At 73.6% G+C, this 24532-nt stretch carries 21 protein-coding genes; 13 read left to right on the top strand and 8 right to left on the bottom strand.

Annotated elements, in window-relative coordinates:
- Positions 1–18 precede the first annotated feature (18 nt).
- Positions 19–837, top strand: coding sequence for a CBS domain-containing protein (locus L3X23_RS07930; protein ID WP_237191455.1), 819 nt, complete (start codon positions 19–21; stop codon positions 835–837).
- Here L3X23_RS07930 and L3X23_RS07925 read toward each other — a convergent pair.
- Together L3X23_RS07925 and deoC are read right to left on the bottom strand one after the other, a co-directional pair.
- Positions 834–1595 (bottom strand): SDR family NAD(P)-dependent oxidoreductase, encoded by a 762-nt coding sequence (locus L3X23_RS07925; protein ID WP_237191454.1) that lies wholly within the window; start codon positions 1593–1595, stop codon positions 834–836. The two genes, L3X23_RS07930 and L3X23_RS07925, sit on opposite strands and share 4 nt — an antisense overlap.
- Positions 1596–1669: 74 nt before the next feature.
- Complete coding sequence (gene deoC / locus L3X23_RS07920; RefSeq protein WP_237191453.1) at positions 1670–2359, bottom strand: deoxyribose-phosphate aldolase; 690 nt, start codon at positions 2357–2359, stop codon at positions 1670–1672.
- A 133-nt stretch (positions 2360–2492) separates the two neighbouring features.
- On the opposite strand from deoC, the gene L3X23_RS07915 reads away from it, so the two are divergent.
- The 9 genes from L3X23_RS07915 (at position 2493) to L3X23_RS07875 (ending at position 15235) form a co-directional block, all read left to right on the top strand.
- Positions 2493–3800 (top strand): BTAD domain-containing putative transcriptional regulator, encoded by a 1308-nt coding sequence (locus L3X23_RS07915; protein ID WP_237191452.1) that lies wholly within the window; start codon positions 2493–2495, stop codon positions 3798–3800.
- Positions 3800–6793 (top strand): ATP-binding protein, encoded by a 2994-nt coding sequence (locus tag L3X23_RS07910; RefSeq protein ID WP_237191451.1) that lies wholly within the window; start codon positions 3800–3802, stop codon positions 6791–6793. The genes L3X23_RS07915 and L3X23_RS07910 overlap by 1 nt, the downstream gene beginning before the upstream one ends.
- Before the next feature lie 22 nt (positions 6794–6815).
- Positions 6816–8468 carry a cytosine permease gene (locus tag L3X23_RS07905; protein ID WP_237191450.1) on the top strand — a complete coding sequence of 551 codons (1653 nt, stop codon included), beginning with the start codon at positions 6816–6818 and terminating at the stop codon, positions 8466–8468.
- A 153-nt stretch (positions 8469–8621) separates the two neighbouring features.
- The gene (locus L3X23_RS07900; RefSeq protein WP_237191449.1) at positions 8622–9401 is read left to right on the top strand and encodes an isocitrate lyase/phosphoenolpyruvate mutase family protein; all 780 of its coding nucleotides are present in this window, start codon (positions 8622–8624) and stop codon (positions 9399–9401) included.
- A gap of 101 nt (positions 9402–9502) precedes the next feature.
- Entirely contained in the window at positions 9503–10519 is a 1017-nt protein-coding gene (gnd, locus tag L3X23_RS07895; RefSeq protein ID WP_237191448.1) for a phosphogluconate dehydrogenase (NAD(+)-dependent, decarboxylating), read from the top strand.
- Entirely contained in the window at positions 10516–11856 is a 1341-nt protein-coding gene (gene zwf, locus L3X23_RS07890; RefSeq protein ID WP_237191447.1) for a glucose-6-phosphate dehydrogenase, read from the top strand. The genes gnd and zwf overlap by 4 nt, the downstream gene beginning before the upstream one ends.
- A 49-nt stretch (positions 11857–11905) precedes the next feature.
- On the top strand, positions 11906–12478 hold the full coding sequence (locus L3X23_RS07885) for a QsdR family transcriptional regulator (RefSeq protein ID WP_237191446.1): 573 nt from the start codon (positions 11906–11908) through the stop codon (positions 12476–12478).
- 40 nt (positions 12479–12518) lie between these two features.
- The gene (locus L3X23_RS07880; RefSeq protein WP_237191445.1) at positions 12519–13652 is read left to right on the top strand and encodes a serine hydrolase; all 1134 of its coding nucleotides are present in this window, start codon (positions 12519–12521) and stop codon (positions 13650–13652) included.
- Between the two features lie 5 nt (positions 13653–13657).
- Positions 13658–15235, top strand: a complete 1578-nt coding sequence (locus L3X23_RS07875; protein WP_237197954.1) for an AMP-binding protein — start codon at positions 13658–13660, stop codon at positions 15233–15235.
- 6 nt (positions 15236–15241) lie between these two features.
- Here L3X23_RS07875 and L3X23_RS07870 read toward each other — a convergent pair whose 3' ends face one another.
- Entirely contained in the window at positions 15242–15823 is a 582-nt protein-coding gene (locus tag L3X23_RS07870) for a hypothetical protein (RefSeq protein ID WP_237191444.1), read from the bottom strand.
- Between the two features lie 241 nt (positions 15824–16064).
- On the opposite strand from L3X23_RS07870, the gene L3X23_RS07865 reads away from it, so the two are divergent.
- Positions 16065–16346, top strand: a complete 282-nt coding sequence (locus tag L3X23_RS07865) for a hypothetical protein (protein WP_237191443.1) — start codon at positions 16065–16067, stop codon at positions 16344–16346.
- A 32-nt stretch (positions 16347–16378) separates the two neighbouring features.
- On the opposite strand, the gene L3X23_RS07860 is transcribed toward L3X23_RS07865, so the two are convergent.
- The 3 genes from L3X23_RS07860 to L3X23_RS07850 all read right to left on the bottom strand — a co-directional run bounded on the left by L3X23_RS07860 (position 16379) and on the right by L3X23_RS07850 (position 20254).
- On the bottom strand, positions 16379–17554 hold the full coding sequence (locus L3X23_RS07860; protein ID WP_237191442.1) for a PP2C family protein-serine/threonine phosphatase: 1176 nt from the start codon (positions 17552–17554) through the stop codon (positions 16379–16381).
- Positions 17555–17757: 203 nt separating this feature from the next.
- On the bottom strand, positions 17758–19059 hold the full coding sequence (locus L3X23_RS07855) for an SLC13 family permease (RefSeq protein WP_237191441.1): 1302 nt from the start codon (positions 19057–19059) through the stop codon (positions 17758–17760).
- Between the two features lie 79 nt (positions 19060–19138).
- Complete coding sequence (locus L3X23_RS07850) at positions 19139–20254, bottom strand: PrpF domain-containing protein (protein WP_237191440.1); 1116 nt, start codon at positions 20252–20254, stop codon at positions 19139–19141.
- A 248-nt stretch (positions 20255–20502) separates the two neighbouring features.
- On the opposite strand from L3X23_RS07850, the gene L3X23_RS07845 reads away from it, so the two are divergent.
- Complete coding sequence (locus L3X23_RS07845) at positions 20503–21414, top strand: LysR family transcriptional regulator (RefSeq protein ID WP_237191439.1); 912 nt, start codon at positions 20503–20505, stop codon at positions 21412–21414.
- Positions 21415–21589: 175 nt separating this feature from the next.
- On the opposite strand, the gene L3X23_RS07840 is transcribed toward L3X23_RS07845, so the two are convergent.
- The gene (locus L3X23_RS07840) at positions 21590–22063 is read right to left on the bottom strand and encodes a carboxymuconolactone decarboxylase family protein (protein ID WP_237191438.1); all 474 of its coding nucleotides are present in this window, start codon (positions 22061–22063) and stop codon (positions 21590–21592) included.
- A 144-nt stretch (positions 22064–22207) separates the two neighbouring features.
- On the opposite strand from L3X23_RS07840, the gene L3X23_RS07835 reads away from it, so the two are divergent.
- On the top strand, positions 22208–23170 hold the full coding sequence (locus L3X23_RS07835) for a DUF5996 family protein (RefSeq protein ID WP_237191437.1): 963 nt from the start codon (positions 22208–22210) through the stop codon (positions 23168–23170).
- A gap of 86 nt (positions 23171–23256) precedes the next feature.
- On the opposite strand, the gene L3X23_RS07830 is transcribed toward L3X23_RS07835, so the two are convergent.
- Entirely contained in the window at positions 23257–24429 is a 1173-nt protein-coding gene (locus L3X23_RS07830) for an HNH endonuclease signature motif containing protein (protein WP_237191436.1), read from the bottom strand.
- Positions 24430–24532 lie beyond the last annotated feature (103 nt).

The following is a 24532-nucleotide window of genomic DNA, read 5'->3' as shown; positions in this document are numbered from 1 at the left end:
TCCTCTAACCTGGCGACGATGGCCGTACGTGCGCGTGACGTCATGACCCGGCGGGTGCTCACCGTGGATGCGGAGGACCCGATCGAGCGGGCCGAGAAACGCATGCTCACGACGGGCTTCTCGGCGTTGCCGGTGGTGCGGGACATCGACCGGCTCGTCGGGATCGTCAGCCTCGTGGACGTGCTGCGGGCGCGGGAGCAGGACTCGGACGGGACCGTCGGCGGGATCATGACCACCGAGGTCCTGGCCCTGTCCCCCACCACCAGCGCGGCCGTCGTCGCGCACCGGATGCGGACCTACGGCGAGCTGCGGGTGATGCCGATCGTCGAGCGTGGGCGCCTGGTCGGCATCGTGACCCGCAGCGACCTGCTCCGCGGGCCGCGCAGGGCACAGGGCAGGCTCGGGCGGCTGTTCCGGCCGACGCTGCCGGACCCCACCCCCGTCCGGCCGCCGAGGCCCGCGGTGGCGGGGGCGACGACCGTCGGCGAGGTCATGACCCGCACCGGGCTCGTGACCGTGGACCCGACCACGCCGTGCTCGCGCGCCGTGGAGCTGTTGCTGGCCCACCGGTTCAGCGCGCTGCCGGTGACCGAACCGGACGGCGCCGTCGTCGGGATCGTCAGCGAGGCCGACCTCCTGCGGGACCCGCTCGACGGCACCCGCGGCGTCCTGCCCCGCACCGTGGGCGCGGCGATGACGCGCGACCCGACGGTCGTGCACCCGGGCACCCCGCTGGACCAGGCCCGCGCGTTGGTCGTCGACCGCGGGTTCCGGGTCCTCCCGGTGGTGGAGGAGGGCGGGCTCGTGGGCGTGCTCAGCCGCAGCGACCTGATCTAGCGGCCGTGCTGGCCGTCGTCGATCTTGACGATCGTGCCGGTGACCGCGTCGGAGGCCGGGGACACCAGGTAGCGCAGCGTGGAGTCCATCAGCTCCGGGCTCGGGAACCGCCTGCGCGGCCAGCGCTCGGCCAGCTCCTGCTCGCTGGTCCCCAGGCGCCCGATCATGCCCTCCATCATCTCGGTGAGGAACGCACCCGGGGCGATGGCGTTGACGTTGATCCGGTACCGGGCCCACTCCACGGCGTGGACCTCGGTCATCCGTTCGATCGCGGCCTTGGACACCGAGTAGAGCCCGGCGGCGCCGTCGTGGCGGTAGTCGTGCGCGGCCATCGACGAGATGTTCACGATCCGCCCCGGCCGTCCGGCCGCGATGAGCCGCCGGGCGACCTCGGCGGAGAGCTGCCACGGCGCGCGGATGTTGGTGGCGAGCACCGCGTCGACGACCTCGAGCGGCATCCGGTGGGCCCGCTTGGCGTCCGGGATGCCCGCGTTGTTGACCAGGATGTCCACCGGGCCCAGGCCCGACTCCACGGCGTCCACCGCGCCCGCCAGCGCGGACGCGTCCGCCACGTCGAGCCGGACCGGCAGGGCGCGTCCGCCTGCGGCCTCGATCTCGGCCACCAGCTCGGTCAGCCGGTCCAGCCTGCGGCCCGCGACGGCGACCGCGGCACCCGCCCCGGCCAGCACCGTGGCGAAGCGGCGACCGAGCCCCGAGCTCGCGCCGGTGACCAGGGCGATCTGACCTTCGAGCTCCATCGAGCGATCCTCACGACGTCGGGACGGACGATCCGACCCTACGGCTTGAACGATCGTTCGGTAAGAGCGGGCGTTCAGTACGAGGACGCCTCGGCCCGGACGTCGAGCCCCGCGGCGGCGTCGAGCAGCGCCGCCGACCCGCTCGTGCCGAACCGGGTGGCCCCCAGGTCGTAGAGCTCCTGGAGAGTGGCCAGGTCCCGCACCCCACCCGAGGCCTTGACCTGCACCGACGGGCCGACCGAGGCGCGCATGAGGGCGATGTGCGCCGCCGTGGCCCCACCGCCCGCGAACCCCGTGGACGTCTTCACGAAGGACGCGCCGGCCCTCTCGGCAGCCCCGCAGGCGGCCACGATCTCGGCGTCGGACAGGAACACGGTCTCCAGGATGACCTTGACCACGAGCCCGCCCGCGGCCGCGACGACGGCCGCGATGTCCGCCTCGACCTCGGCGATCATCCCGCTGCGGAGCCACCCGATGTGCAGCACCATGTCCAGCTCGACGGCGCCGTCCGCGATCGCTTGCCGCGCCTCGGCGACCTTCGCCGCGGTCGACGTGGTGCCGTGCGGGAACCCGATCACCGTGCAGACCGCCACGCGGTCGAGGACCTGGGCGGCGTGCGCCACGTCTGAGGGCCGCACGCAGGCACTGAACACGCCGTACCGCTCCGCCGTCGCCAGCTCGGCGTCCACCTCGGCGCGGGTCAGCTCCGGCTTGAGCACGGCGTGGTCGATCATCGCGGCGATCTCGGACCCGGTCAGCGACATGCCCCGAGTATGCGGCTCCGCCGCCCGTGCGTGGTAAGTGGTGCTCTGGCACCACTTACCACTCACGAGCGGCGGAGCCGCATGGTCACGTGCGCGAAACACGGCCGGAACACGGCGTCCGCATGCTCGCGAGGTGGCCGACGCGATCGAGTTCCGCGTGCTCGGCCGGGTCGAGGCCTGGCGGGGCGGGACCCGCCTGGAGCTGGGCGGTCCCAAGCAGCGCGCCGTGCTCGCCTCGCTGCTGCTGCGCGCCGGTCGGGTCGTCTCGCAGGACCAGCTGGTGGACGACCTCTGGCCGGACGACCCACCCGCCCGCGCGACGGCCACGGTGCAGGTCTTCGTCTCCAACCTCCGTCGTGCACTCGAACCCGACCGGCCCCGCGGCACCCCGGCCCGGGTCCTGGTCACCGAGGCCCCGGGCTACCGGCTCGCGGTCGCGGCGGACGCCGTGGACGCGCACGTGTTCACCGACCTCCTCCGCCGCGCCCGCGAGTCCGACGAGCCGGACGAGGTCGCCCGCCTGCTGGGGGCGGCCGCGGCGCTCTGGCGCGGACCCGCGCTGTCGGGGCTGCCCGACGCCCCGTTCGCGCGGACCGAGGCCGCGCGGCTGGAGGAGCTGCGCCTCGGCGCCGCCGAGGACCATGCCGAGGCCGAGCTGGCCCTGGGCCACCACGCGGACCAGGTGGCGGGCCTCGAGCGCCGGGTCCGCACGCACCCGCTGCGGGAGCGGTCCCGGGCACAGCTGATGCTGGCGCTGCACCGCTGCGGGCGGGAGGCCGAGGCCCTGGAGGTCTACCGCGACGGACGCCGCGTGCTGGCCGACGAGCTCGGGCTGGAGCCGGGCGCGCGGCTGCGCGCGCTGGAGCAGGCGATCCTGCGCCAGGACCCGGCCCTGACCTGGGCGCCGCCGCGGGTCGTGCTGCCCGCGCCCGCGGCCGAGCCGACCGCGGACGAGCCGGGCCGGGTCCTCGTGGTGGACGACAGCGGGCTCAACCGCAGGCTGCTGGTCACGGCGCTGACCGAGCTGGGGCACACCGCGCACGCCGTCGCCGACGGGGAGCAGGCCCTCGAGGCGCTCGCCGGCGCCGAGTACGACGTCGTCCTGCTCGACCTGCTCATGCCGGTGCTCGACGGCTACACGACCCTCGCCGAGATCAAGGCCGACCCGGCGACCGCCCACCTGCCGGTGATCATGGTGTCGGCCGTGCAGGACATGGACAGTGTGGTGCGGTGCATCGAGCTCGGCGCCACCGACTACCTGCCCAAACCGTTCGGGGCCGCGATCCTGCGCGCGCGGCTGCGCTCGTCGCTCGCGGCCAAGCGGCTCCGGGACGCCGAGCGCGAGGGGCTGCGCAGGCTCGTCGAGGAGCGCGAGGCCGCGCTGCAGGCGGAGATCGACGCCCTGCGCCGCGAGGTCCAGCGGGGACGGATCGGCGCCTAGTGTCCCGACGCTCACTGAAACAGCTCCTCCCGGTCGGCATGGGCCTCGGGGCGGCGCTGCTCGCCGTCGTCCTGCTGGTCAGCCTGGCCGCCGAGCAGAGCATGCAGGCCGCCACCGAGGCCGAGCAGCGCCGGACGGAGTCGCTGCGGCTCGCCTACGAGCTGCGCCAGACCTCGGACGACCTGACCCGCATGGCCCGCTCCTACGTCGCCACCGGCGACCCCCGCTACCTCGACTGGTTCCGCGAGATCCTGGCGATCCGGGCGGGCACGGCGCCCCGGCCCGTGGACTACGACGGCATCTACTGGGACGTCGTCAGCGACACCGGGACGCGTCCCACCCCGTTCGAGCCCCCGGTCGCGTTCACCACCCTCGCGGCCCGGGCCGGGTTCACCCCGCAGGAGCAGGCGCTGCTCGCCACCGCCCGTGAGCGGTCCGACGCCCTGGCGCAGATCGAGGAACGCGCCTTCCGCGAGCGTGACCAGGCCCTGCTCTACGACAGCGCCTACCTGCACGCCAAGAACGAGATCATGGACCCGATCGGCCAGGTCATCGCGCTCGTCGACGCGCGGACGGCCCAGGAGACCGCGGCCGCGACCACCCAGGCGCGCGGCTGGTCGGCCGCCGCCATCACGGTGGCGCTGCTGCTCCTGGCGGGCATGGCGGTGCTGGTGCTGTGGACCCGGCGCGCGGTGCTGCGCCCCGTCGGTGCGCTCGACGCGGCCACCGAACGCATCGCCTCCGGGGAGCCGGACGTCCACGCGCCGGTCCAGGGAGTGGGCGAGATCAGCGCGCTGGCCCAGCGGTTCAACGCGATGGCCGAGCGCGTGCGGGCCCGTGAGGCGGACCTGCGGCTGCTGCACCGCGTGGCGGCCACCGCGCACCGCGCCACGGACCTGGACACCGCGACCCGGGAGGTGCTCGCCCTGGTCTGCGGGCACACCGGGTGGCCGCAGGGCCGGGCGACCCTCGACGGGCTGGTCGTCGAGCACGGCACCCTGGCCGTCGACCCCGCGCTGGTCGAGCGCGTGCGCGCCGCCGACGCGCCGGTGTGGGCGGGCTCGGCCGTCGGCATCCCGGTCCGGGCCGGGAGCGGGCCGGTGGGCGTGCTCGAGTTCGTCGCGGGCCGCCGCACCGAACGGGACCCGGCGCAGCTGGGCCTGCTCACCGACGTCGCGGCGCAGCTCGGACAGGTGGTCGACCGGGTCCGGACGGCGGACGCGCTGGTCGGCGCCGCCGAGGCGGCGGAGGCCGCGAACCGGGCCAAGAGCGCCTTCCTCGCCGCGATGAGCCACGAGATCCGCACCCCGATGAACGCGGTGATCGGCATGTCCGGGCTGCTGCTCGACACCGACCTGGCGGCCGAGCAGCGGCAGTTCGCCGAGATCGTCCGCGACAGCGCCCACGGCCTGCTGCTGCTGATCAACGACATCCTCGACTTCTCCAAGATCGAGGCGGGCAGGCTGGACCTGGAGCGGGCCCCCGTCCACGTCGGCGAGTGTGTGGAGGGCGCGCTGGACCTGGTCTCCGCCGACGCCGCCGCGAAGGGCCTCGACCTGCTGTGCGTGCTGGAGCCCGGAACCCCCGAGGCGTTGCTGGGAGACGTCACCCGCATCCGGCAGGTGCTGCTGAACCTGCTGAGCAACGCCGTGAAGTTCACCGCGGCGGGCGAGGTGGTGGTCACCGTCGGACGGCGGGACGGCGAGTGGCGCTTCACCGTGCGGGACACCGGGATCGGCATCCCGGCGGACCGCCTCGACGCGATCTTCGACGCGTTCACGCAGGTGGACGCCTCGACCGCGCGCCGCTACGGCGGCACCGGCCTCGGTCTGGCCATCTGTCGCAGGCTGTGCGAGCTGATGGGCGGCGCGGTCACCGCACAGAGCACGCCCGGGATCGGCACCACCGTGACCTTCACCGTGCGGGCGCCCGCCGCCACCGCGGCCCGCCGCGATCCCGTCCCCGACGACGGCGGCCTGCGCGGCCTGCGGGCACTGGTCGTCGACGACCATCCCGGCACCCTGCGCCAGCTCCGCAGGCGGCTCGGCGGGTGGGGCGTGGACGTGGTGGAGGCGGCGACCGCGGCCGCCGCCCTGCGCAGGCTCGACGAACGCCGGTTCGACGTCGCGGTGGTCGACGGGCCGCAGTGGGCGACCACGGTCCGGGACGCGCGCCCCGACATGCCGGTCGTGCTGCTCACCGCCCTCACCCGGCTGCCGACGGACCGGGGCTTCGCCGCCGTCGTCGCCAAGCCGGTGCGGCCCGCGCCGCTGTACCGCGCGCTCGCCGACGCCCCCGCCGAGCCGGTCCCGCCCGGCACCCCGCGGATCCTGGTCGCCGAGGACCACCCGGTGAACCAGCGGCTGGTCCTGTTGTTGCTGCACCGGCTCGGGCAACGGGCCGATCTCGCGGGCAACGGCCTGGAGGCGGTCGCGGCAGTGCGGGAGCGGCCCTACGACGTGGTGCTGATGGACGTCCGGATGCCCGAGCTCGACGGGCTCGCCGCGACCCGGCGGATCCGCGCCCTCCCCGGGCCGCAGCCGTGGATCGTCGCGGTCACCGCGGAACCGGGCGGTCGGGCCGCCTGTCTGGCGGCCGGGATGGACGACCACCTCACGAAGCCGCTGGTCGCGGCGGAGCTCGCGCAGGCGTTGTCCCGCAGCGCGGCGCGCCGGTCGCCGGGTCCCGCGACTCCCCCGGCGCCGCCGAGCGCCGCCCCGCTGGACCCGGCGGCACTCGAGCGGCTCCGCGCGCTGGCCGGGGCGGACCTGCACGGACTCGTCGAGGACTTCCTCGCCGAGGCCCCGGTGCTGGTCGCGGCGCTCGGCACCCCCGACTCCGCCGCCGCGGCCCGGGCCGCTCACACCCTCGCCGGACTCGCGGAGACCTTCGGCGCGACCGCGCTGGCGGCCCTCTGCCGCGCCGACACCCCCGAACAGGAGCGGGTCGCGGCGGCATTGCAGCAGGTCAGCGCGCACTTGGCGGACGTTTAGGGCCGCCGCGTTCCCTTGCCCCATGAGCATCGACGAGGCCCCGCCGACCGCCGGGGCGACAGCGGCACCCCGCACAGGGGCCGCCAAGGAGACCCTCGAGGACTACACCCTCCGGTTCGCCCCCCGCAGCTATCGCAAATGGGGCACCGGCACGGTGGCGGTGTCGGCGCTGGGCGGGATCGCCTACCTCGCCGACTTCGCCATCGGGGCCAACATCGGCATCTCCTACGGCACGGTCAACGCGCTGTGGGGCATCCTCGTGTTCGCCGTCGTGATCTTCCTGTCCGGCTTCCCGCTGGCCTACTACGCGGCGCGCTACAACCTCGACCTCGACCTGATCACCCGGGGCTCCGGGTTCGGCTACTACGGCTCGGTCGTCACGAACGTCATCTTCGCGACGTTCACGTTCATCTTCTTCGCCCTCGAGGGCTCGATCATGGCGCAGGGCCTGGAGCTGGGGCTGGGGATCCCGCCGTGGCTCGGCTACGCCCTGTCCACGATCATCATCTTCCCGCTCGTCATGTACGGCATGTCGCTGCTGTCCAAGCTGCAGCTGTGGACCACGCCGCTGTGGCTGGTGCTGATGGTCGCGCCGTTCGTCTACCTGCTCATCCAGCACCCGGACTCCATCGGCCAGTTCTTCGGCTACCAGGGCGAGACCGGCATGGGCGCGCCGAGCCTCGGGGCCGTGATGCTCGCCGCGGGCGTCTGCCTCTCGCTCATCGCCCAGATCGCCGAGCAGATCGACTACCTGCGGTTCATGCCGCCGAAGACCCCGGAGAACAAGCGCCGCTGGTGGACCGCGATGGTCCTCGCGGGGCCGGGCTGGGTGGTGTTCGGCGCGATCAAGCAGGTCGTCGGGCTGTTCCTCGCCGTGTACCTGATCGCGAACGTCGCGGGCGGGGCCGACGTGGCCAACGAGCCCGTCCACCAGTTCCTGGAGATCTACAACCAGTTCCTGCCGCCGTGGGCCGCCATCGCGCTGGCCGTGATCCTGGTCGTGATCAGCCAGATCAAGATCAACGTCACCAACGCCTACTCCGGCTCGCTGGCCTGGACGAACTCCTTCACCCGGGTCACCAAGCGCTACCCCGGCCGGCTGGTGTTCGTCGGCGTGAACCTGCTCATCGCGCTGGTGCTGATGGAAGCCAACATGTTCGACTTCCTCAACACCATCCTCGGCTTCTACGCCAACTGCGGCATGAGCTGGATCGTCGTGGTCGCCGTGGACATCGCGGTCAACAAGTACGTGCTCAAGCTGTCGCCCATCCAGCCCGAGTTCCGCCGCGGCATGCTCTACAACGTCAACCCGGTCGGCTTCGGCTCGATGCTCGTCTCGGCCGGCGTGTCGATCCTGGTGTTCTTCGGGGCCTTCGGGTCCGGCATCCAGCCGTACAGCCCGCTGGTGGCGATCGGCCTGGCCGTGGTGCTGCCCCCGCTGCTCGCGGTCGCGACGAAGGGCAAGTACTACCTGCGCCGCACCGACGACGGCATCGACCTGCCGATGTACGACGAGCACGGCAACCCGTCCGGCGAGGTCCTCGACTGCCATGTCTGCGGCGAGTCCATCGAGCGCCCGGACATGATGGCCTGCCACGAGCACGACGCCTACATCTGCTCGCTGTGCCTCTCCCAGGACAAGACCGGCGAGCACGTGCTGCCCGCCCAGGTCTGACGCCCCGTGAGTGGCGATGGTCGCTCTGGCGACCATCGCCACTCACGCGGTTCGGTGCGCCGGAGGGGTGCGCGCCGACCCGACCGTGTCCTCCGCCCCCGGGCCTATCGTGATCGAGGCGTACAGCCGGCCGCCCGTGGGGACAGGAGAGTCATGAGTACGACCACCGAGAAGGCCCAGCTCCTGCGCGACCTGCACGCGGCACCCGAGCTGCTGCTCGTGGTGAACGTGTGGGACGCGATCACCACGACCGTCGTCGCGAACACACCCGGCACCCGGGCCATCGCCACCGCCAGCCACGGCATCGCCGCGGCCCGGGGCTACGAGGACGGCGAGAACATCCCGCGGGACGAGATGATCGCCGAGGTCGGGTTGATCGCGCGCACCGCGGGCGACCTCCCCGTGACGGCGGACCTGGAGGGCGGGTACGGCGACCCGGGCGGCACCGTGGCGCGGGCCGTCGACGTCGGGATCGTCGGGGCCAACCTCGAGGACCAGATGAAGCCGCTCAGCGATTCGGTGAAGGCCGTCGAGGCCGCCGTCACCGCGGCGGAGCAGGCCGGGGTCCCGTTCGCGCTCAACGCCCGCACCGACGCCTTCCTGCGCGGCGCCGACCGCGACCCCGAGGACGTGCTGGCGGACGCGATCGAACGCGGCAGGGCCTACCTCGACGCGGGGGCCACCAACTTCTTCGCCCCCGGCAAGCTCGACGAGACCACCGTCGGCAGGCTCGTCGAGGCCCTCGGCGAGCGCAAGGTCAACATCATCGGCATCCCCGGCTCGATCAGCCTCGACGCCGCGCAGCGGCTCGGCGTCGCCCGCGTCTCCTACGGCCCGTGGAGCCAGAACGTCGCGCTGACGGCCCTGGCGAACCTCGCCGAGGACGTGTACTCGGGCGGTGGGCTGCCGGCGGACACCCGCAAGCTGAACTGACCCGATCGGGGCGCGCACGTAACGTCCCGCCCCGCCCTGCCGAGCGCGCCTGTGGCGGGAGCACCGCTCGGCTCCGCCCGGACCACACGCTGAGGAGAAGCATGCAGATCGCCATGGTCGGCCTGGGCCGGATGGGCGCCAACATGGTTCGCAGGCTGCTGCGGGCGGGCCACGAGTGCCACGTCTACGACGTCTCGGCGGACGCCGTCGCCGCGCTGGTCGCCGAGGGCGCCCGCGGCGCCGACTCGATGGAGGCGCTGGTCGCGGGCCTGGACGCGCCCCGTTCGGTGTGGCTGATGCTGCCCGCCGCGATCACCGGGGACACCGTGGGACGGCTGCTGTCCCTGCTCGCCGAGGGGGATGCCGTCGTCGACGGCGGCAACTCCTCCTACCGGGACGACATCGACCGCGCCGAGCTGGCCGCCGTGCACGGCATCGACTACGTCGACTGCGGGACCAGCGGCGGCGTGTGGGGCCTCGACCGGGGCTACTGCCTCATGATCGGCGGACCGGACCGCGCGGTCACCCGGCTCGAGCCGGTGTTCGCGACGCTCGCCCCGGGCGTCGGGACGGCACCGCGGACCCCCGGCCGCACCGGCGACCCGTCCGCCGCCGAGCAGGGGTGGCTGCACTGTGGACCGTCGGGCGCGGGGCACTTCGTGAAGATGGTCCACAACGGGATCGAGTACGCGCTGATGGCGGCGTACGCGGAGGGGCTCAACGTGATCCGCAACGCCGGGGTCGGCGCCCGCCCGGCCGCCGCGGACGCCGAGACCGCCCCGCTGCGCGAACCCCGCTACTACCCGTACGAGGACATCGACCTCGCCGAGGTCGCCGAGGTGTGGCGGCGCGGCAGCGTCGTCGGGTCGTGGCTGCTCGACCTCACCGCCGAGGCCCTGCACCAGGACCCGCGGCTCGACCAGTTCGCGGGCCGGGTCTCCGACTCCGGCGAGGGGCGCTGGACCTCCATCGCCGCGATCGAGGAGGGTGTCTCGGCGCCGCTGCTCACCGCCGCGCTGTACAGCCGGTTCGCCAGCCGCGGCAGCGAGCTGTTCGCGGACAAGGTCGAGTCGGCGCAGCGCTTCGAGTTCGGCGGCCACCTGGAGAAGAAGTCGTGACCGCTCGGACCGGTGACGTGCTGGTCCTCTTCGGCGTGACCGGGGACCTCGCGAAGAAGATGATCCTCCCCGCGCTGTACCGGCTGGTCGCGCGCGGGGTGCTCACCGTCCCCGTGGTCGGCGTGGCCCTCACCGACTGGGACGACGAGCGGCTGCGGGCGCACATCGCGGACTGCGTGCACGCCGTCGAGTCCGAGGTGGACGCCGATGCGCTGGCCCGGCTGCAGAAGTCGGTCACCCTGGTGGCCGGGGACTACGCGGACCCGGACACCTTCACCCGGCTCGCCACCGCGATCGGCCCCGCGGCGTTCGCGGTGCACTACCTGGCCGTGCCGCCCGCCCTGTTCGGCACGGTCGCGGACGGGTTGGCGGCGGTCGGGCTCGCGGACCGCTCCCGCCTCGTCGTCGAGAAGCCGTTCGGGCGCGACCTCGCCTCCGCCCGCGCGCTGCAGGCCCGGCTGGACGCGCACTTCCCGGAGGACCGGATCTTCCGGGTGGACCACTTCCTCGGCAAGGAGCCGGTGGAGGACCTGCTGGTCCTGCGCTTCGCGAACACGCTGCTCGAGCCGCTGTGGAGCCGGGAGTGGGTCGACCGGGTCGAGATCACCATGGCCGAGGACTTCGACGTCGCCGACCGCGGCTCCTTCTACGACGCCGTCGGCACGGTCCGGGACGTCGTGCAGAACCATCTGTTGCAGGTCATGGCCTACCTGCTGATGGACGCCCCGCTCTCCGACGCCGCCGACGACCAGCGGGACGCCAAGTCCAGGCTGCTCAAGGCCACCCGCGCGCTGGACCCGGCCGAGGTCGTCCGCGGCCGGTACGACGGCTACCTCGACACCGCGGGCGTGGCGCCGGACTCGACCACGGAGACGTTCGTCGCGGTCGTGCTGCACGTGGACGACTGGCGGTGGGCGGGGGTGCCGGTCCAGCTGCGGGCGGGCAAGTGCCTGCCGGAGACCTCGCTGGAGATCGTGGTGGTGCTGAAGCCGCCGCCGCGCACGCTCTTCGGCGCCTCGACCCCCAACCGGATCACGCTGCGCCTGCAGCCGGACGCCGGCGTCACGGTCACGCTGCTGGCGAAGCGACCCGGCCAGGACGACGTCCCGGTGGAGTTCCCCCTGGGCGCGGACTTCCGCCAGGTCCTGGGCCCGGTCCACGCGCCCTACGAGCGGATCTTCGCCGACGCGCTGGCGGGCGACCCGGCCCACTTCGCCCGGATGGACACCATCGAGGAGGCATGGCGGATCGTCGAGCCGATCCTCGACCCGGGCACCGCGCCCGAGCCGTACGCGCGGGGCACGTGGGGACCGCCGCCCCCGTGGAGCACCTCCTGACGCAACGTTCTTCTTGTCCGTTGCATCAGCGCAGCCCTATGCTGCATCGGTGAGTGTCACCGGTCACACCACCCACGAGGACGCGGTCCGGCTCGCCCGCCGCGCCTTCATGGCGGGTGAGCGGATCGACGCGCAGGGGATCGCGGCCGCGCTCGGGGTCGACCGCACCACGCTGTTCCGCTGGGTCGGCAACCGGGACCGGCTGCTGGTCGCCGTGCTCACCTCGCTCGCGGACCCGACCCTGCGCGCCGCGGCGCAGCGCGCTCCGGGCCGCGGCCCGGAGCGGGTCGGCCGGATCATGCAGGACTTCTCCCAGGCCCTGATCGACGCGCCCTACTACCGCTCGTTCCTGCGCCGCGAGACCGAGCGGGCGCTGCGCCTGATCACGACCAGGGCCAGCCCGCTGCAACAGCACGTCGTCGGCGAGGTGGAGCGGCTCCTCGCCGAGGAGTGCCGCGCCGGGCACCTGCCGACCGCCCTCCCCCTCGGCGACCTGGCCTACCTGGTGGTCCGGATCGCCGAGTCGTTCATCTACGCGGACCTGCTCACCGGCGAGGAGCCGGACGCGGAGAAGGTCCGCACCGCCGTGACCGCGCTGTTGCGCGGCGCGGCAGGCCCATAGTCCCCCGCACGATCACGCACTCGACGAGGAGAGCACGATCATGGCCGAACTCCAGGGCACCCACGACGACCGCTTCGACGGCCTGCGCCGACTGCTGCAGGCGAACCTCGACTCCGGGGAGGAGCTCGGCGCGTCGCTGGTCGTCGACCTCGACGGGGAGGTCCTCGTCGACGTCTGGGGCGGGTTCCGCGACCCGGCCCGCACCACGGCGTGGGACGAGCACACGATCGTCAACGTCTGGTCCACGACCAAGACGGTCACCGCGCTCGCCGCCCTGATGCTGGTCGACCGCGGCCTGCTCGACGTCGACGCCCCCGTCGCGCGCTACTGGCCGGACTTCGCCGCGGCGGGCAAGCAGGACGTGCCGGTCCGGGCCCTGCTGGCGCACACCTCGGGCGTCTCCGGCCTGGACCGGCCCGCGGTCCTCGAGGACCTGTACGACGCCGAGCGCGCCGCGGCCCGGATGGCCGCCCAGGCGCCGTGGTGGGAGCCGGGCACCGCGTCCGGCTACCACGCGCTGAACTTCGGGCACCTGCTCGGCGAGCTGATCCGCCGGGTGGACGGCCGGACGCTCACCGCGTTCGTCGCCGAGGAGATCGCAGGCCCGCTCGACGCGGACTTCACCATCGGCGCCCCGGAGAAGGACTGGGGCCGGATCGCCGAGGTCGTGCCGCCCCCGCCGCTGCCCTTCGACCTCGAGGCGGCCGGCCTGGAGAGCCCGATGGTGCGCACCCTGACGGGGCCGCCCGCCGAGGCCGCGGCGGCCAACACCGACGCCTGGCGGCGGGCCGAGATCGGCGGCGCGAACGGCCACGGCAACGCCCGGTCGGTCGCCCGGATCCTCTCGACGATCTCGCGCGGGGGCCGGGGGCTGCTCTCCCCCGCGACGATCGACCTGATCTTCCGCGAGCAGGCGCACGGCGTGGACCTGGTGCTCGGCGTGCCGCTGCGCTGGGGCATCGGGTTCGGTCTGCCGGAGGCCACGACGCTGCCCTACATCCCGGACCGCCGGATCTGCTTCTGGGGCGGCTGGGGCGGATCCATGATCGTCATGGATCTCGACCGCAGGCTGACGGTGTCCTACATGATGAACCGGATGGCGCCCGGGATCATCGGGTCGGACCGCAGCGCGGCCTACCTCACCGAGATCTACCGAGTGCTGGGGGCGTCGTGAGCACCATGAGGATCATCCCGAGCCCCTACGAGCCCGTCGAGGTCCCCGAGGTCTCGCTGCACGAGTTCCTGTTCGGGGCGGGCTTCGGCGACCGGGCGGACGCCGAGGCCTTCGTCGACGGCGCGACCGGCACCGCGGTCACGTTCGCCCAGCTCGACGGCATGGTCACCCGGGTCGCCGCCGCGCTGCACGAGCGGGGGCTGCGCAAGGGGGACGTCGTCGCGCTGTTCGCCCCCAACAGCCCGGCCTGGGTCGCGGTCTTCCACGGGGTGCTGCGCGCGAACGGGATCGTGACCAGCGCGAACTCGCTGTACTCCCCCACCGAGCTCGCCCACCAGCTCACCGACTCCGGGGCCACGACACTGGTCACGGTGTCCCCGTTCCTCGACCGGGCGTTGCCCGCGGCCGCGCAGGCGGGTCTGTCGGACGCGGACGTGCTCACCCTCGACCCGGTCGAGGGCCGCACATCGCTCGCCGACCTGCTCGCGAGCACCGCCGCGACACCCCCGAGTGAGGTCCTCCCGTCGGACACCGCGGTGCTGCCCTACTCGTCCGGCACCACCGGGCTGGCCAAGGGCGTGGTCCTCACCCACCGCAACCTCGTCGCGAACCTGCTGCAGTACACGCCGATGGGCCGCGTGGACGAGTCGAGCCGGGTCCTCGCCGTGCTGCCGTTCTTCCACATCTACGGCATGACGGTGATGATGAACCACGGCCTGCACCGGCGGGCCACGGTCGTCACGATGCCGCGCTTCGACCTGCGCGAGTTCCTCCGGGTGGTCTCCGAGTACCGGGTGAGCAGGCTGTACATCGCCCCGCCGGTCGCCGTCGCGCTCGCCAAGCACCCGATGGTCGACGAGTTCGACCTGTCCTGTGTGGAGGGGGTGTTCTCCGGGGCCGCGCCGCTGGACGCCGAGCTGGGCCACGCCGTCGGGCGCAGGCTGGACTGCGTCGTGCTGCAGGGCTACGGCATGACCGAGCTGTCTCCGGTCAGCCACTCGATGGACGAGCGCCGCCCGGACGACGACCTGGGCGGTGTCGGCTACGGGCTCCCGAACGTCGAGTCGCGGCTGGTCGACCCGGAGACCGGCCTGGACGTGGGGCCCGGCGAACGCGGCGAGCTGTGGGTCCGCGGGCCGAACGTCATGGCCGGCTACCTGAACAACCCCGCCGCGACCGCCGCGACGCTCGACGCGGACGGCTTCCTGCACACCGGGGACGTCGCGACCGTCGACGAGCGCGGCTACTTCCGGATCGTCGACCGGGTCAAGGAGCTGATCAAGTACAAGGGCTACCAGGTGCCACCCGCCGAGCTCGAGGCGCTGCTGCTCACCCACGCCGCCGTCGCGGACGTCGCCGTGATCGGGGTGCAGGACGCCGAGGGCGAGGAGGTGCCGAAGGCGTTCGTGGTGGTCCAGCCCGGCGCTGCGCTCACGGCGGAGGACGTCATGGACTACGTGGCGGAGCGGATCGCGCCCTACAAGAAGGTGCGGGTCGTGGAGTTCATCGACGCCATCCCCAAGTCCGCGTCCGGCAAGATCCTGCGCAAGGACCTGCGGGCCCGGGAGCAGACGCCGGTCTAGGGAGCACTAGGCGGCGCCCAGGGTCGTCCGCAGGTCCTGGCCGAGCTCGGACCACACGCGGTGGCAGGAGTCGCGGTCGAGCCCGGTGATCCACGCCTCCTGGGTGTCCGCCACGGCGAGGGCCGCGGCGAACCGGCGGTGGTAGCCGGCGAACCGGGGCAGCACGGCCACGAGCCGCGCCTCGAGCTCGGCCAACGCGTCCCCCGCGCGACGCAGGACGACGAGCGTCTCGGTCTGCCCGACCGCGGCCTCGCCGACGCCGAGCTGGCGCTGCTGCCACGCGGCGCAGGCCGCCTCGACCACGTCGTCGAGCGGGAGGAAGTCGCGGTGCGCAGCCGTGACCGCCTCCCGCGCGTCGGCGGCGTCCAGCTCGGCGGCGACCCGCCGCTCCCCCTCCGCCCGGCCGCGGTCGGTGGCCGACCAGCCGCCGTCGGCGTGCCGGACCCAGCCGTACGCCTCCGCGTCGAGCAGGGCCTCGGACACGGCGGGCTCCGGCAGCCCCAGCCGGTCCGCGATCCGCGCGGGCTCGGCGTACCCGAGCACCCGGACGGTGTGCAGGACGCGGGTCGTCGGCTCGTCGGGGCGCACCGCACCACGATAGGAGCGGGACGGCTCGCCGTCCGCGGGACCCGCCACGCCCCACCGCACGCCGGGACGACGGCTGCTCCACTCGGGCCACCGTCTCACCGCCACGCTCACCGAGAGCGACCGGGAACGGCCGACCCGGCGCGCTGGACTCCACGTCCGGGTGGACTTCCGCACGCTCCGAAGCGTCGTCGGCGGCGGCGGCGATAGCCCGGATGTCCCCCCGGCGAAAGGAACCGCCCCCATGAGGACCGAGCCCGACCGTCCGACCACCTCCACCCGCCCGCCGTCGATCCCCGTGCAGCGCACCGCGTCGCCGGAGACGCCGACGACGTCCGCCGCACCCGCTCCGGACGGCGGACCCGAGCAGGCGCCCTGCCACTGCACCCACGGCGCCTCCCTGCACGAACACTTCCGTGCGGGCTCGGACTGCGCGCAGTGCGACTGCGCCCGCTACCGCGCTGCCCCGAGCCCCACCGCGAACCTCGCCGAGCTGTTGATCGGCATCCTCCGGAAGGGTCGGTGAGGATCGCGGGCCCCTCTCGGTGACCTGCGCCGCTACTCCCGGCGGACGACCAGGAGCGCGACGTCGTCGTCCGCCGGACGGTCCCCGACCAGCGCGGCCATGATCCCGGCGCACAGCGCGTCCGGCGTGTCCGCGCCCGCGGCAACCACCTCGACGAGCCGTTCGAGCCCCACGTCCGGGCTCACCCCACGGCGTTCGACCAGGCCGTCGGTGAACGCGCAGAGCACACCGCCGGGCTCCAGGGTGATCTCCGACCCGCGCCGCGGCGCGTCGAACGCCACGCCGACCGGCACACCGGGCGTCAGCTCGACGGCGGCGGCGGCGCCCCCCGGGCGGGCCAGGACCGGCGGCGGGTGGCCTGCGGAGGACATCCGCATCCGCCCGTCGGTGGGATCGAGCACCGCACACCACAGGGTCGCCAGCTGGCCGGGATGGAAGGTGCGGACGTGGCGGTCCAGGCGGGTCAGCAGGTCGGCCGGGTCGTCGGTCTCCAACGCGTAGGCACGCAGCGCCGTCCGCACCTGGATCATGGTCTGCGCCGCACCGAGGCCGCGACCCAGCACGTCCCCGACGACGAGCAGCAGTCCCCCGGCGGGCAGCAGCACCGTGTCGTGCCAGTCACCGCCGACGATGCCCCGGCGATCACCCGCCACGTAGCGGGAGGCCAGCGTGAACCCGTCGACCTCGGTGGGCCGCTCGGGCAGGAAGGAGCGCTGCAGCATCGCCGCGCTCTCCTGCCGCGCGCGCATCAGCTCCCCGTGGATCGCCGGCGCGGCCCGGTCCGCCAACAGCTGCAGGTACTCCTCGTCGCCCACGGAGAAACGGCGCGGGGCCAGGCTGCCGACGTGCAGCACCCCGATCAGCTCGCCGTCGACGGACAACGGCGCCCCGAGCAGGGACTGGATGCCCGCCTGCCACAGCAACGGGTTGAGCACCGTGCCGGGGTCGACGCGGTCCACCGCGACCGGCCGCCGTTCCGCGGCGACCCGCCCGGCGAAGCCCGAGCCCACCGGGATCTGCACACCCTGCTGCACCTCACCGGCGATCCCGCGCGCCGCGGCGGCGACCAGCATCCGTCCGGACGGGTCGGCCAGCAGCAGGGCGGCGGTGTCCGCGGCCAGCAGCACGCGGGCCTGCTCCACCACGTCGGCGAGCACACCGTCGACCGTCGCCGAGGAGGACGCCGTGGTGGCGACGTCAGCCCTCATGTCCACTCTCGACGAGGACCGTCACGTCCGCCTCACTCCCACCTGGGACACCCGAAGACCGTGGAAGGGCTGGGAACTCAACCGTCCGCCGGGCGCCATCCTCGCATCGGACGTCCCCCGTCCGCCACCGGGGACGGGGGTCCCGAACGCGGCCGCCCCCGGCCCGCGGGCAGCGGGTCGGGGGCGGGACGCGTGCGGTCCGTCTAGAACACGCCCGGCAGGACCAACACGGCCCAGGCCGCGATCGGCCCGAGGCCGACGATGAAGCACGTGTAGGTGATGACCTGCTTGTAGAAGCGCTGCCGGTCGACGCCTCGGGCGTTGGCCAGCACGAGCGCGCCGTTGGTGGAGAACGGGGACACGTCGACGATGGTGGTGGAGATCGCCATCGCGGCGATGACGCCCGCGGCCGGCAGGGACCCGGTGAGCAGCAGCGGGATCGCCATCGGGATCACCGCGGTGAGGATGGCCGTGGACGAGGCGAACGCCGAGGTGATGCCGACGGTGAGGCAGAGCACGAGCGCCACCAGCAGCGGGGCGCCGATGCCGACGGCGGCGTGCGAGACCCACTCGATGGTGCCCGCGTGCTCCAGCACCCCGACGTAGGTGACCATGCCCGCGACCAGCAGGATCGTCGGCCAGCTGATCCCGTCGATCGCCTTGCCCAGGTTCTCCTTGTCCATCAGCCCGAGCAGCGCGCCCGCGGCGAGGGCGAGGAACCCGATCTGCAGGTGCAGGGCCAGCGCGCCGACGACCAGGCCGACCAGGGCCACCAGCGTCGCGGTCTGCTTGGCGTTCACCGCGACCCGCGGGGGCCGGACCATCGTCGCGGTGCCGCCGCCACCCGTGGGCAGGTCGGTCCCGTCGGTCGGGTCGGACGCCGGGGGCTGCTCGGCGAAGCTCTCCTCGCCGCGGCGCCGGAGCAGCACGTAGGTCACGGCCGCGAGCGCCATGTTGAAGGCCATGCTGGCGAAGAACAGCACCGCCGCGGACACCGACAGCCCGGACTCGGCGACGATGCCGAAGACCAGCGCACCGGAGACCGCCATCGGGGAGAAGGCGCCCGCGTGCGCGCCGCAGATCACCATCATGCCGATCATCAGCGGGCTGATCCGGTACTTGAAGGCGAAGTTCATGCCGATCGGGACGAGCAGCGCCACCGCGGCGGGGGTGAACGTGCCGAGCGCGGTGAGCACCGCGGCGAGGGCGAACAGCACCCACGGCACCAGGATGGCGCGGCCCCGCACCAGGCGGACGCCTGCGTCCACCAGGAGGTCGATGGTGCCGTTGAGCTTCGCCACCGAGAACAGATAGGTGACGCCGACGACGGTCACGAACAGCGAGACGGGGAAGCCCTCGAAGATCTCCTTCTCGTCCAGCCCGAGGACGAACGTCCCCACGATGAACGAGCCGACGAAGGCCAGGATCCCGATGTTGATCGGCAGGAGCGTGGCGACGACGAAGATGCCGCCGAGTATGAGGATGGAGAGCAGTTGCGGTGACATCGTTGTCCTTCGGGTGTCGAGGTCAGGCGGGTCCGGGCGGCGCCTCCCCCGTCGGACGGGTCGGGTGCCTGGTGGCGAGCTAGGCGGCGTGCGCGGCGCCGGCGGTCGGTCGTTCGGCGTGTGTCCTCGGCGCGCCCTCCGGGAGGGCGAGCAGAGCGTCGGCGAGCCGGCGGGCGGTGCGCCACACCCCGACGGCGGTGCGGCCCTCGCGGTCGGCGATCGCCGTGCTGACCACTCCGGCAGGCGTGTCCATGTCCAGGTTCACCGTGTCCCGGTCCCCGCTGACCAGGTCCGCGAGTACGGTACCCGGCTCGCGGGCGGCCAGGGTGAGCGCGATGCTGCCGGTCACGGCCAGCGCGGGGTGGGCGCGGCCCATGGACAGCATGCGGATGGTCAGGTCGGAGCGGCCCGGCACACCCGCCGCCGCGAGCGCGAGCTTGGGGGTGGCGCGGGCGGCCTGGTCGGGCGCCGCGGCGAGGCCCATCAGCACGGCCCCCCGCCGCCGGATGTCGTCGAGCCGGGCCAGGAGCGCGGGGTCGGCGTCGATCTCGGAGACCGACTCCTGCCCGGTCAGGCCCACGGCGCCCGCGGGCACGACGACGACCGGTGCGCCGGCGTCGACGAGGGTGACCGGCACCCCGTCGATCTCGTCGGTCCTGCGGCCGGAGGGCCACAGGGCGCCGGTCGTGCGGCCGCCCGGGTCCACGAACCACATGCGGACGCCGAGGCCGGGGGTCGCCACCCCGGGGATGACGACGTCGCCCTCCTCCTGCACCTCGCCGCCGGGGGTCGCGACCTCGAGGACGATCAGCTGGTCGGTGTTGGTGTTGTGCACCCGGACCTCGGTGACGTCGCCGGTGGGCGCGACCCAGCCCCGGCGCAGCGCGTAGGGGCCGACCACCGCCGAGCAGTTGCCGCAGTTGCTGGTCCAGTCGACCCGGCCGTCGCTGATGCCGACCTGCGCGAAGGTGTAGTCGACGTCCGCGTCCGGGCGGGCGCTCGGCGAGAGGAGCACCGCCTTGCTGGTGGTGGAGGTGGCGCCGCCGACGCCGTCGAGCTGACGGGGGTCGGGGCTGCCGTAGAGGCGCAACAGCACCTCGTCGACCCCGCGTCCGGGGACCGCGAGCGCGTCGTGCTCGAAGACCCAGCACTTGCTGGTCCCTCCGCGCATCAAGGTCGCGTGGATGTCTCGCACTGCCACTCCTGTCGAGGCGGTGGCGGCCGCCGTTGCCGAATGCGAACACGGTCACGGTGAGGCCGAAGGACGTGCAGCACAATCACGAGTCTGCGCAGGGGGCTGAAGCAGTACTTCACGATGGCGGGACGCCGAGAACCGGTCATCCGCCGCAGCGATCCGAAAGGATCAGCTCAGCGGTAGGGTCGAGCGTGAAGCGGAACTGAACCGGTTTCGCGACTGCTGCAGATGCGGATGAGGAGATTCTCGTGCTGGACGTGCGCCGTCTCGCGTTGTTGGCCGCGGTACTCGACTCCGGTTCGATGACGGCGGCGGCCGAGCAGCTCGGCTACTCGCCCTCCGCGGTCTCCCAGCAGCTGCGCAGGCTCGAGGCGGAGGCGGGTCAGCCCCTGCTGCACCGGCAGGCCCGCGGGGTGCGCCCGACCGAGGCGGGGGCGCTGCTCGCCGGGCACGCCCGCCACCTGGTGCGCAGGCTCGAAGCGGCCGAGGCCGACCTCGCCGAGCTCGCCGGGCTCCGCCGCGGCACCCTGGCCGTCGGCACCTTCCCGACGGTCGCGAGCGCACTCATGCCGCTCGTCGTCAGCCGGTTCCGCCGCCAGTACCCCGACATCCGGCTGGACGTGCGCAGCGCCCGCCTCGACGAGCTCCTGACGATGCTGGAGAACGGGACCGTCGGGCTCTCCCTGCTCTGGGACTACGACTGGCACCGCGTGGACGCGCAGGAGTTCTCGCTGACCCCGCTGCTGGACGACCCGACCGTCGTCGTCCTGGCCCAGGACCACCGCCTCGCCCGGCGCCGCCAGACGAGCATGGCCGAGCTCGCGGACGAGGACTGGATCGTGCGCGCCCACGACCACCCGGTCGCCGAGGTCCTCGAGCGCAGCTGCCGCGCGGCGGGCTTCACCCCGCGCATCTCGTTCCAGGCCAACGACTACCAGGAGGCCCAGGCGATGGTCAGCGTCGGTCTCGGGATCGCCCTCGCCCCGCGGACCGCGGTCACGACCCCCCACCCGGACGTGCGCGTGCTCAGCCTGGGGCGAGACGCCCCGTCCCGCCGGATCCTGCTGGCCCACCGCCAGGACCGCCTCCGCGCCCCGGCCGAGCTCGCCATGCACCAGCTGCTCGTGGACATCGCCCGGGAGTACCAGACGCGCGGCTGAGCGGCTCCCCTCCGTCCCGGTGATCCACTCGTCGGGAGCCGGGCGGTCGGAGATCGACCTCCCCGCTCCCCAGACGTGGATCATGTGGGCGGTTCGGCCTCGGTGCCCCTGGGCCTGCGCCGACCCGGCCGAGCCCGCCGCGGTGAGCGGATGGGGCCGAGGCCGCCCGCGGGCGTCACCGGACCAGCCTGCCCTCGCCGTCGCGCGGGCGGACGGGGTGCTCGCTGAGGATCGAGATGCGGTTGAAGGCGTTGATCGTGACCGCGACCCACTCGGCGGCGACGAAGGCCTCCTCGCCGAGCACCGCCCGGGCGCCGAGCAGGTCCGCCGCCGCCTCGTCGGTCACGGGCAGCGCGGTCGCGGCCTCGGCGACCGCGAGCACCGCCCGCTCCCGGTCGTCGAACAGCCCGGTCTCGCGCCAGGCGGGCAGCAGGTCCAGCTGTTGTTGCCCGACGCCCGCCTGACGGGCCTGGCGGGAGTGCAGGTCCAGGCAGAACGCACAGGCGTTGAGCTGGGAGGCTCGGACCTTGATCAGCTCCGCCTCCCGCGCCGAGAGTCCGCGGGCCGCCGCCGCGTCCCGGATCGCGGCGGAGAAGGCCTGCGCCGCCTGCCACGCCTCGGGCATCACCTTGTCGACCGCCGGCCGCATCGCCACTCCCTCGCCGTCCCACCCGTCGAACGACGGGCGCGTCGACCTCCTCGTCCTACCATTCCCCTGTTCCGTCGTCGCGACCGACCGACACACCCGAAGGGACCCCATGACCGGCTCCGCCCACGCCACACCCGAGCTCCGATGACCGGCCCCACGGCGGGCTGGCCGACCCTGCGGGTCGCGGACTGGACCGCCACGCGGGAGACCCTGCACATGTGGACCCAGATCGTGGGCAAGATCCGCATGGCCCACGCGCCGCTGCTCAACCACTGGTGGCAGGTCCCCCTCTACGTCAGCCCGCGCGGGCTGACGACCTCGTCGATCCCGTACCGCACGGGCGCCTTCGCGATCGAGTTCGACGTCGTCGAGCACCGGCTCGAGGTCCGCAGCAGCGACGCGGGCACGGAGAGCCTGCCGCTGGAGCCGATGTCGGTGGCGCAGTTCTACGCCCGCCTGCTCGACGTGCTGGGGCGGCTGGGGATCGAGGCGCCGATCCGGCCGGTCCCCACCGAGGTCGACCCGGCGGTCCCCTTCGCCGAGGACCACCAGCACGCCTCCTACGACGCCGAGGCCGCCACCCTGTTCTGGCGCCAGCTGCTGCAGGCCGACCGGGTGCTCGGCGAGTTCCGGTCGCACTTCGTCGGCAAGGTCAGCCCGGTGCACTTCTTCTGGGGGTCGTTCGACCTGGCCTGCACCCGTTTCTCCGGGCGCCCGGCCCCGCCCCACCCCGGCGGGGTGCCCAACTGCGGGGACTGGGTCATGGTCGAGGGGTACTCGCGCGAGCTCTCCAGCTGCGGGTTCTGGCCCGGCGGCGGGGAGGAGGGCGCGTTCTACTCCTACGCCTACCCCGCACCCGACGGGTTCGCCGACCGGCCCGTCGGTCCGGACGGCGCGTTCTTCAGCCCCGAGTTCCAGCAGTTCCTGTTCCCCTACGAGGCGGCCCGCGCCGCGGCCGACCCCGACCGCGCCGTCGCCGAGTTCCTCCGCACCACCTACGAGGCCGCGGCGGACCTCGGCCGCTGGGACCGCGCCGCCCTGGAGGACGACCCCCTCCGCTGGCGCCGCTCGACGGTCGACGCCCCGGGCCACGTCCGGGTGGGGTAGCCGCCGTCGCGCCGCGGTGGTAGGCGACATCGCAGGTGGAGCGAACGGCGCGTCGACTCAGTGGATGTGCGCGAGCGTTCGCCGGGCTAGGATCGCAGGGTGTAGCGGCGGCCGGTGGGGGTCGTGGTGGTGCGGTCGGTGAGGTGCCAGCCGGGTTGCTCACGGAGCTGGTTGTGGAACGCGCAGGTACCCCGGCCGTTGTCCAGACTCGTCGCACCGCCTTCGGACCACCGTCTGCGATGGTCGAGGTGTTCGATCGGAGCGTCGCAACCGGGTTCGGTGCACCGGCCACGGTCCCGGGCCCGGATCCAGTCAGCCAGCACACCGCCGAAGGCGCGGCGGCGGGAGTCGCCGCCGATCACGATGCCGTCCCGGGTGACCAGCCGCCGCCACCCCACACAGGTGGCCTCGTCCAGCAGAGCGGTGGGCCCGAACCCGGGGATCTCCGCGGGCAGCGGCGAGTCGGGGTCCAGCAGGGACTCCATCGGCACGAGGACCTGGATCTCCACCTGAGCGGGCGTGGTGGCGGTCTGTCCGGTGAGGCGTTCGACGAGGGTGTCGGCCATGATCTGACCGCGGGTGCGGGTGACCGGCTCGGCGCCGACCCAGTGTTCGGTGACCGCTTTGCGCAGCGCCGCGTAGCAGGTGATGGCCTGCTCCATCGGCAACAGCGCCCGCAACACCGCCATCCCGTCCTCGGCGGGAGAGATCGTGACGTGCCGGTCCCGGCGGGCGGCACGGGCGCGTTCGGCGAAGGTCTCCGGCGCCACCGCCGCCGCGACCGTCCGGGCCAGGTCGGCGATCCGCCGCACCCCGAGCAGCGGCAGATCGTGCGCGGCGAGGCGCTGATCCAGCTCGGCGCGTCGGGTGGGGTCGAGGTGTCTGGCAGCGGCGACGATCGCGGCGACTCGCCGCTCGTCCAGCTCCCCGGCCGCGAACGCTTCCCGGACCTTGTCCAGCCCGGCGTGCAGGTCCCGGGCGAGGCGCAGCTGGGTGCGGGCCCGGGTCGGGGAGACCCGCAGTGCGAGCCCGAGCTGCCCGACAATGCTCGCCTCGACCCGTTCGGGATCGACCAGCGCCTCCTGCAGGCGAGCCTCGACCTCCCGCTGCGCCGCCGCCCGAACCTCCTCGGCGATCTCCGCGTCGATCCGGTTCCGCAGCGCGACCAGCCGCTCGATCCGGGCGAACCCCGCGGCCCGCTCCTCCCGCGACGGCACGACACCCGCCACCGTCGGAGGGTCCGCGAGGGTCGTGGTCATGTAGCCATCATAGCAGCTCATCGCACATAAATCGAACAGCCGTTCGACCCCAGCAGACCAGGCCCACCGTGGGTGCATCTAGAACTGACAGACGTCGTTGACG

This window comes from Pseudonocardia sp. WMMC193, assembly GCF_021728735.1.
GTDB lineage: Bacteria > Actinomycetota > Actinomycetes > Mycobacteriales > Pseudonocardiaceae > Pseudonocardia > Pseudonocardia oroxyli.
This window is presented reverse-complemented; position numbering and strand designations above follow the sequence as displayed.

Excerpts from the sequence above, each read along its gene's own strand:
- L3X23_RS07930 (WP_237191455.1), top strand. The coding sequence starts at position 19 with ATGGCCGTACGTGCGCGTGACGTCATGACCCGGCGGGTGCTCACCGTG.
- L3X23_RS07925 (WP_237191454.1), bottom strand. The coding sequence starts at position 1,595 with ATGGAGCTCGAAGGTCAGATCGCCCTGGTCACCGGCGCGAGCTCGGGG.
- deoC (WP_237191453.1), bottom strand. The coding sequence starts at position 2,359 with ATGTCGCTGACCGGGTCCGAGATCGCCGCGATGATCGACCACGCCGTG.
- L3X23_RS07905 (WP_237191450.1), top strand. The coding sequence starts at position 6,816 with ATGAGCATCGACGAGGCCCCGCCGACCGCCGGGGCGACAGCGGCACCC.
- L3X23_RS07900 (WP_237191449.1), top strand. The coding sequence starts at position 8,622 with ATGAGTACGACCACCGAGAAGGCCCAGCTCCTGCGCGACCTGCACGCG.
- gnd (WP_237191448.1), top strand. The coding sequence starts at position 9,503 with ATGCAGATCGCCATGGTCGGCCTGGGCCGGATGGGCGCCAACATGGTT.
- L3X23_RS07880 (WP_237191445.1), top strand. The coding sequence starts at position 12,519 with ATGGCCGAACTCCAGGGCACCCACGACGACCGCTTCGACGGCCTGCGC.
- L3X23_RS07875 (WP_237197954.1), top strand. The coding sequence starts at position 13,658 with ATGAGGATCATCCCGAGCCCCTACGAGCCCGTCGAGGTCCCCGAGGTC.
- L3X23_RS07865 (WP_237191443.1), top strand. The coding sequence starts at position 16,065 with ATGAGGACCGAGCCCGACCGTCCGACCACCTCCACCCGCCCGCCGTCG.
- L3X23_RS07860 (WP_237191442.1), bottom strand. The coding sequence starts at position 17,554 with ATGAGGGCTGACGTCGCCACCACGGCGTCCTCCTCGGCGACGGTCGAC.
- L3X23_RS07855 (WP_237191441.1), bottom strand. The coding sequence starts at position 19,059 with ATGTCACCGCAACTGCTCTCCATCCTCATACTCGGCGGCATCTTCGTC.
- L3X23_RS07840 (WP_237191438.1), bottom strand. The coding sequence starts at position 22,063 with ATGCGGCCGGCGGTCGACAAGGTGATGCCCGAGGCGTGGCAGGCGGCG.
- L3X23_RS07835 (WP_237191437.1), top strand. The coding sequence starts at position 22,208 with ATGACCGGCCCCACGGCGGGCTGGCCGACCCTGCGGGTCGCGGACTGG.
- L3X23_RS07830 (WP_237191436.1), bottom strand. The coding sequence starts at position 24,429 with ATGACCACGACCCTCGCGGACCCTCCGACGGTGGCGGGTGTCGTGCCG.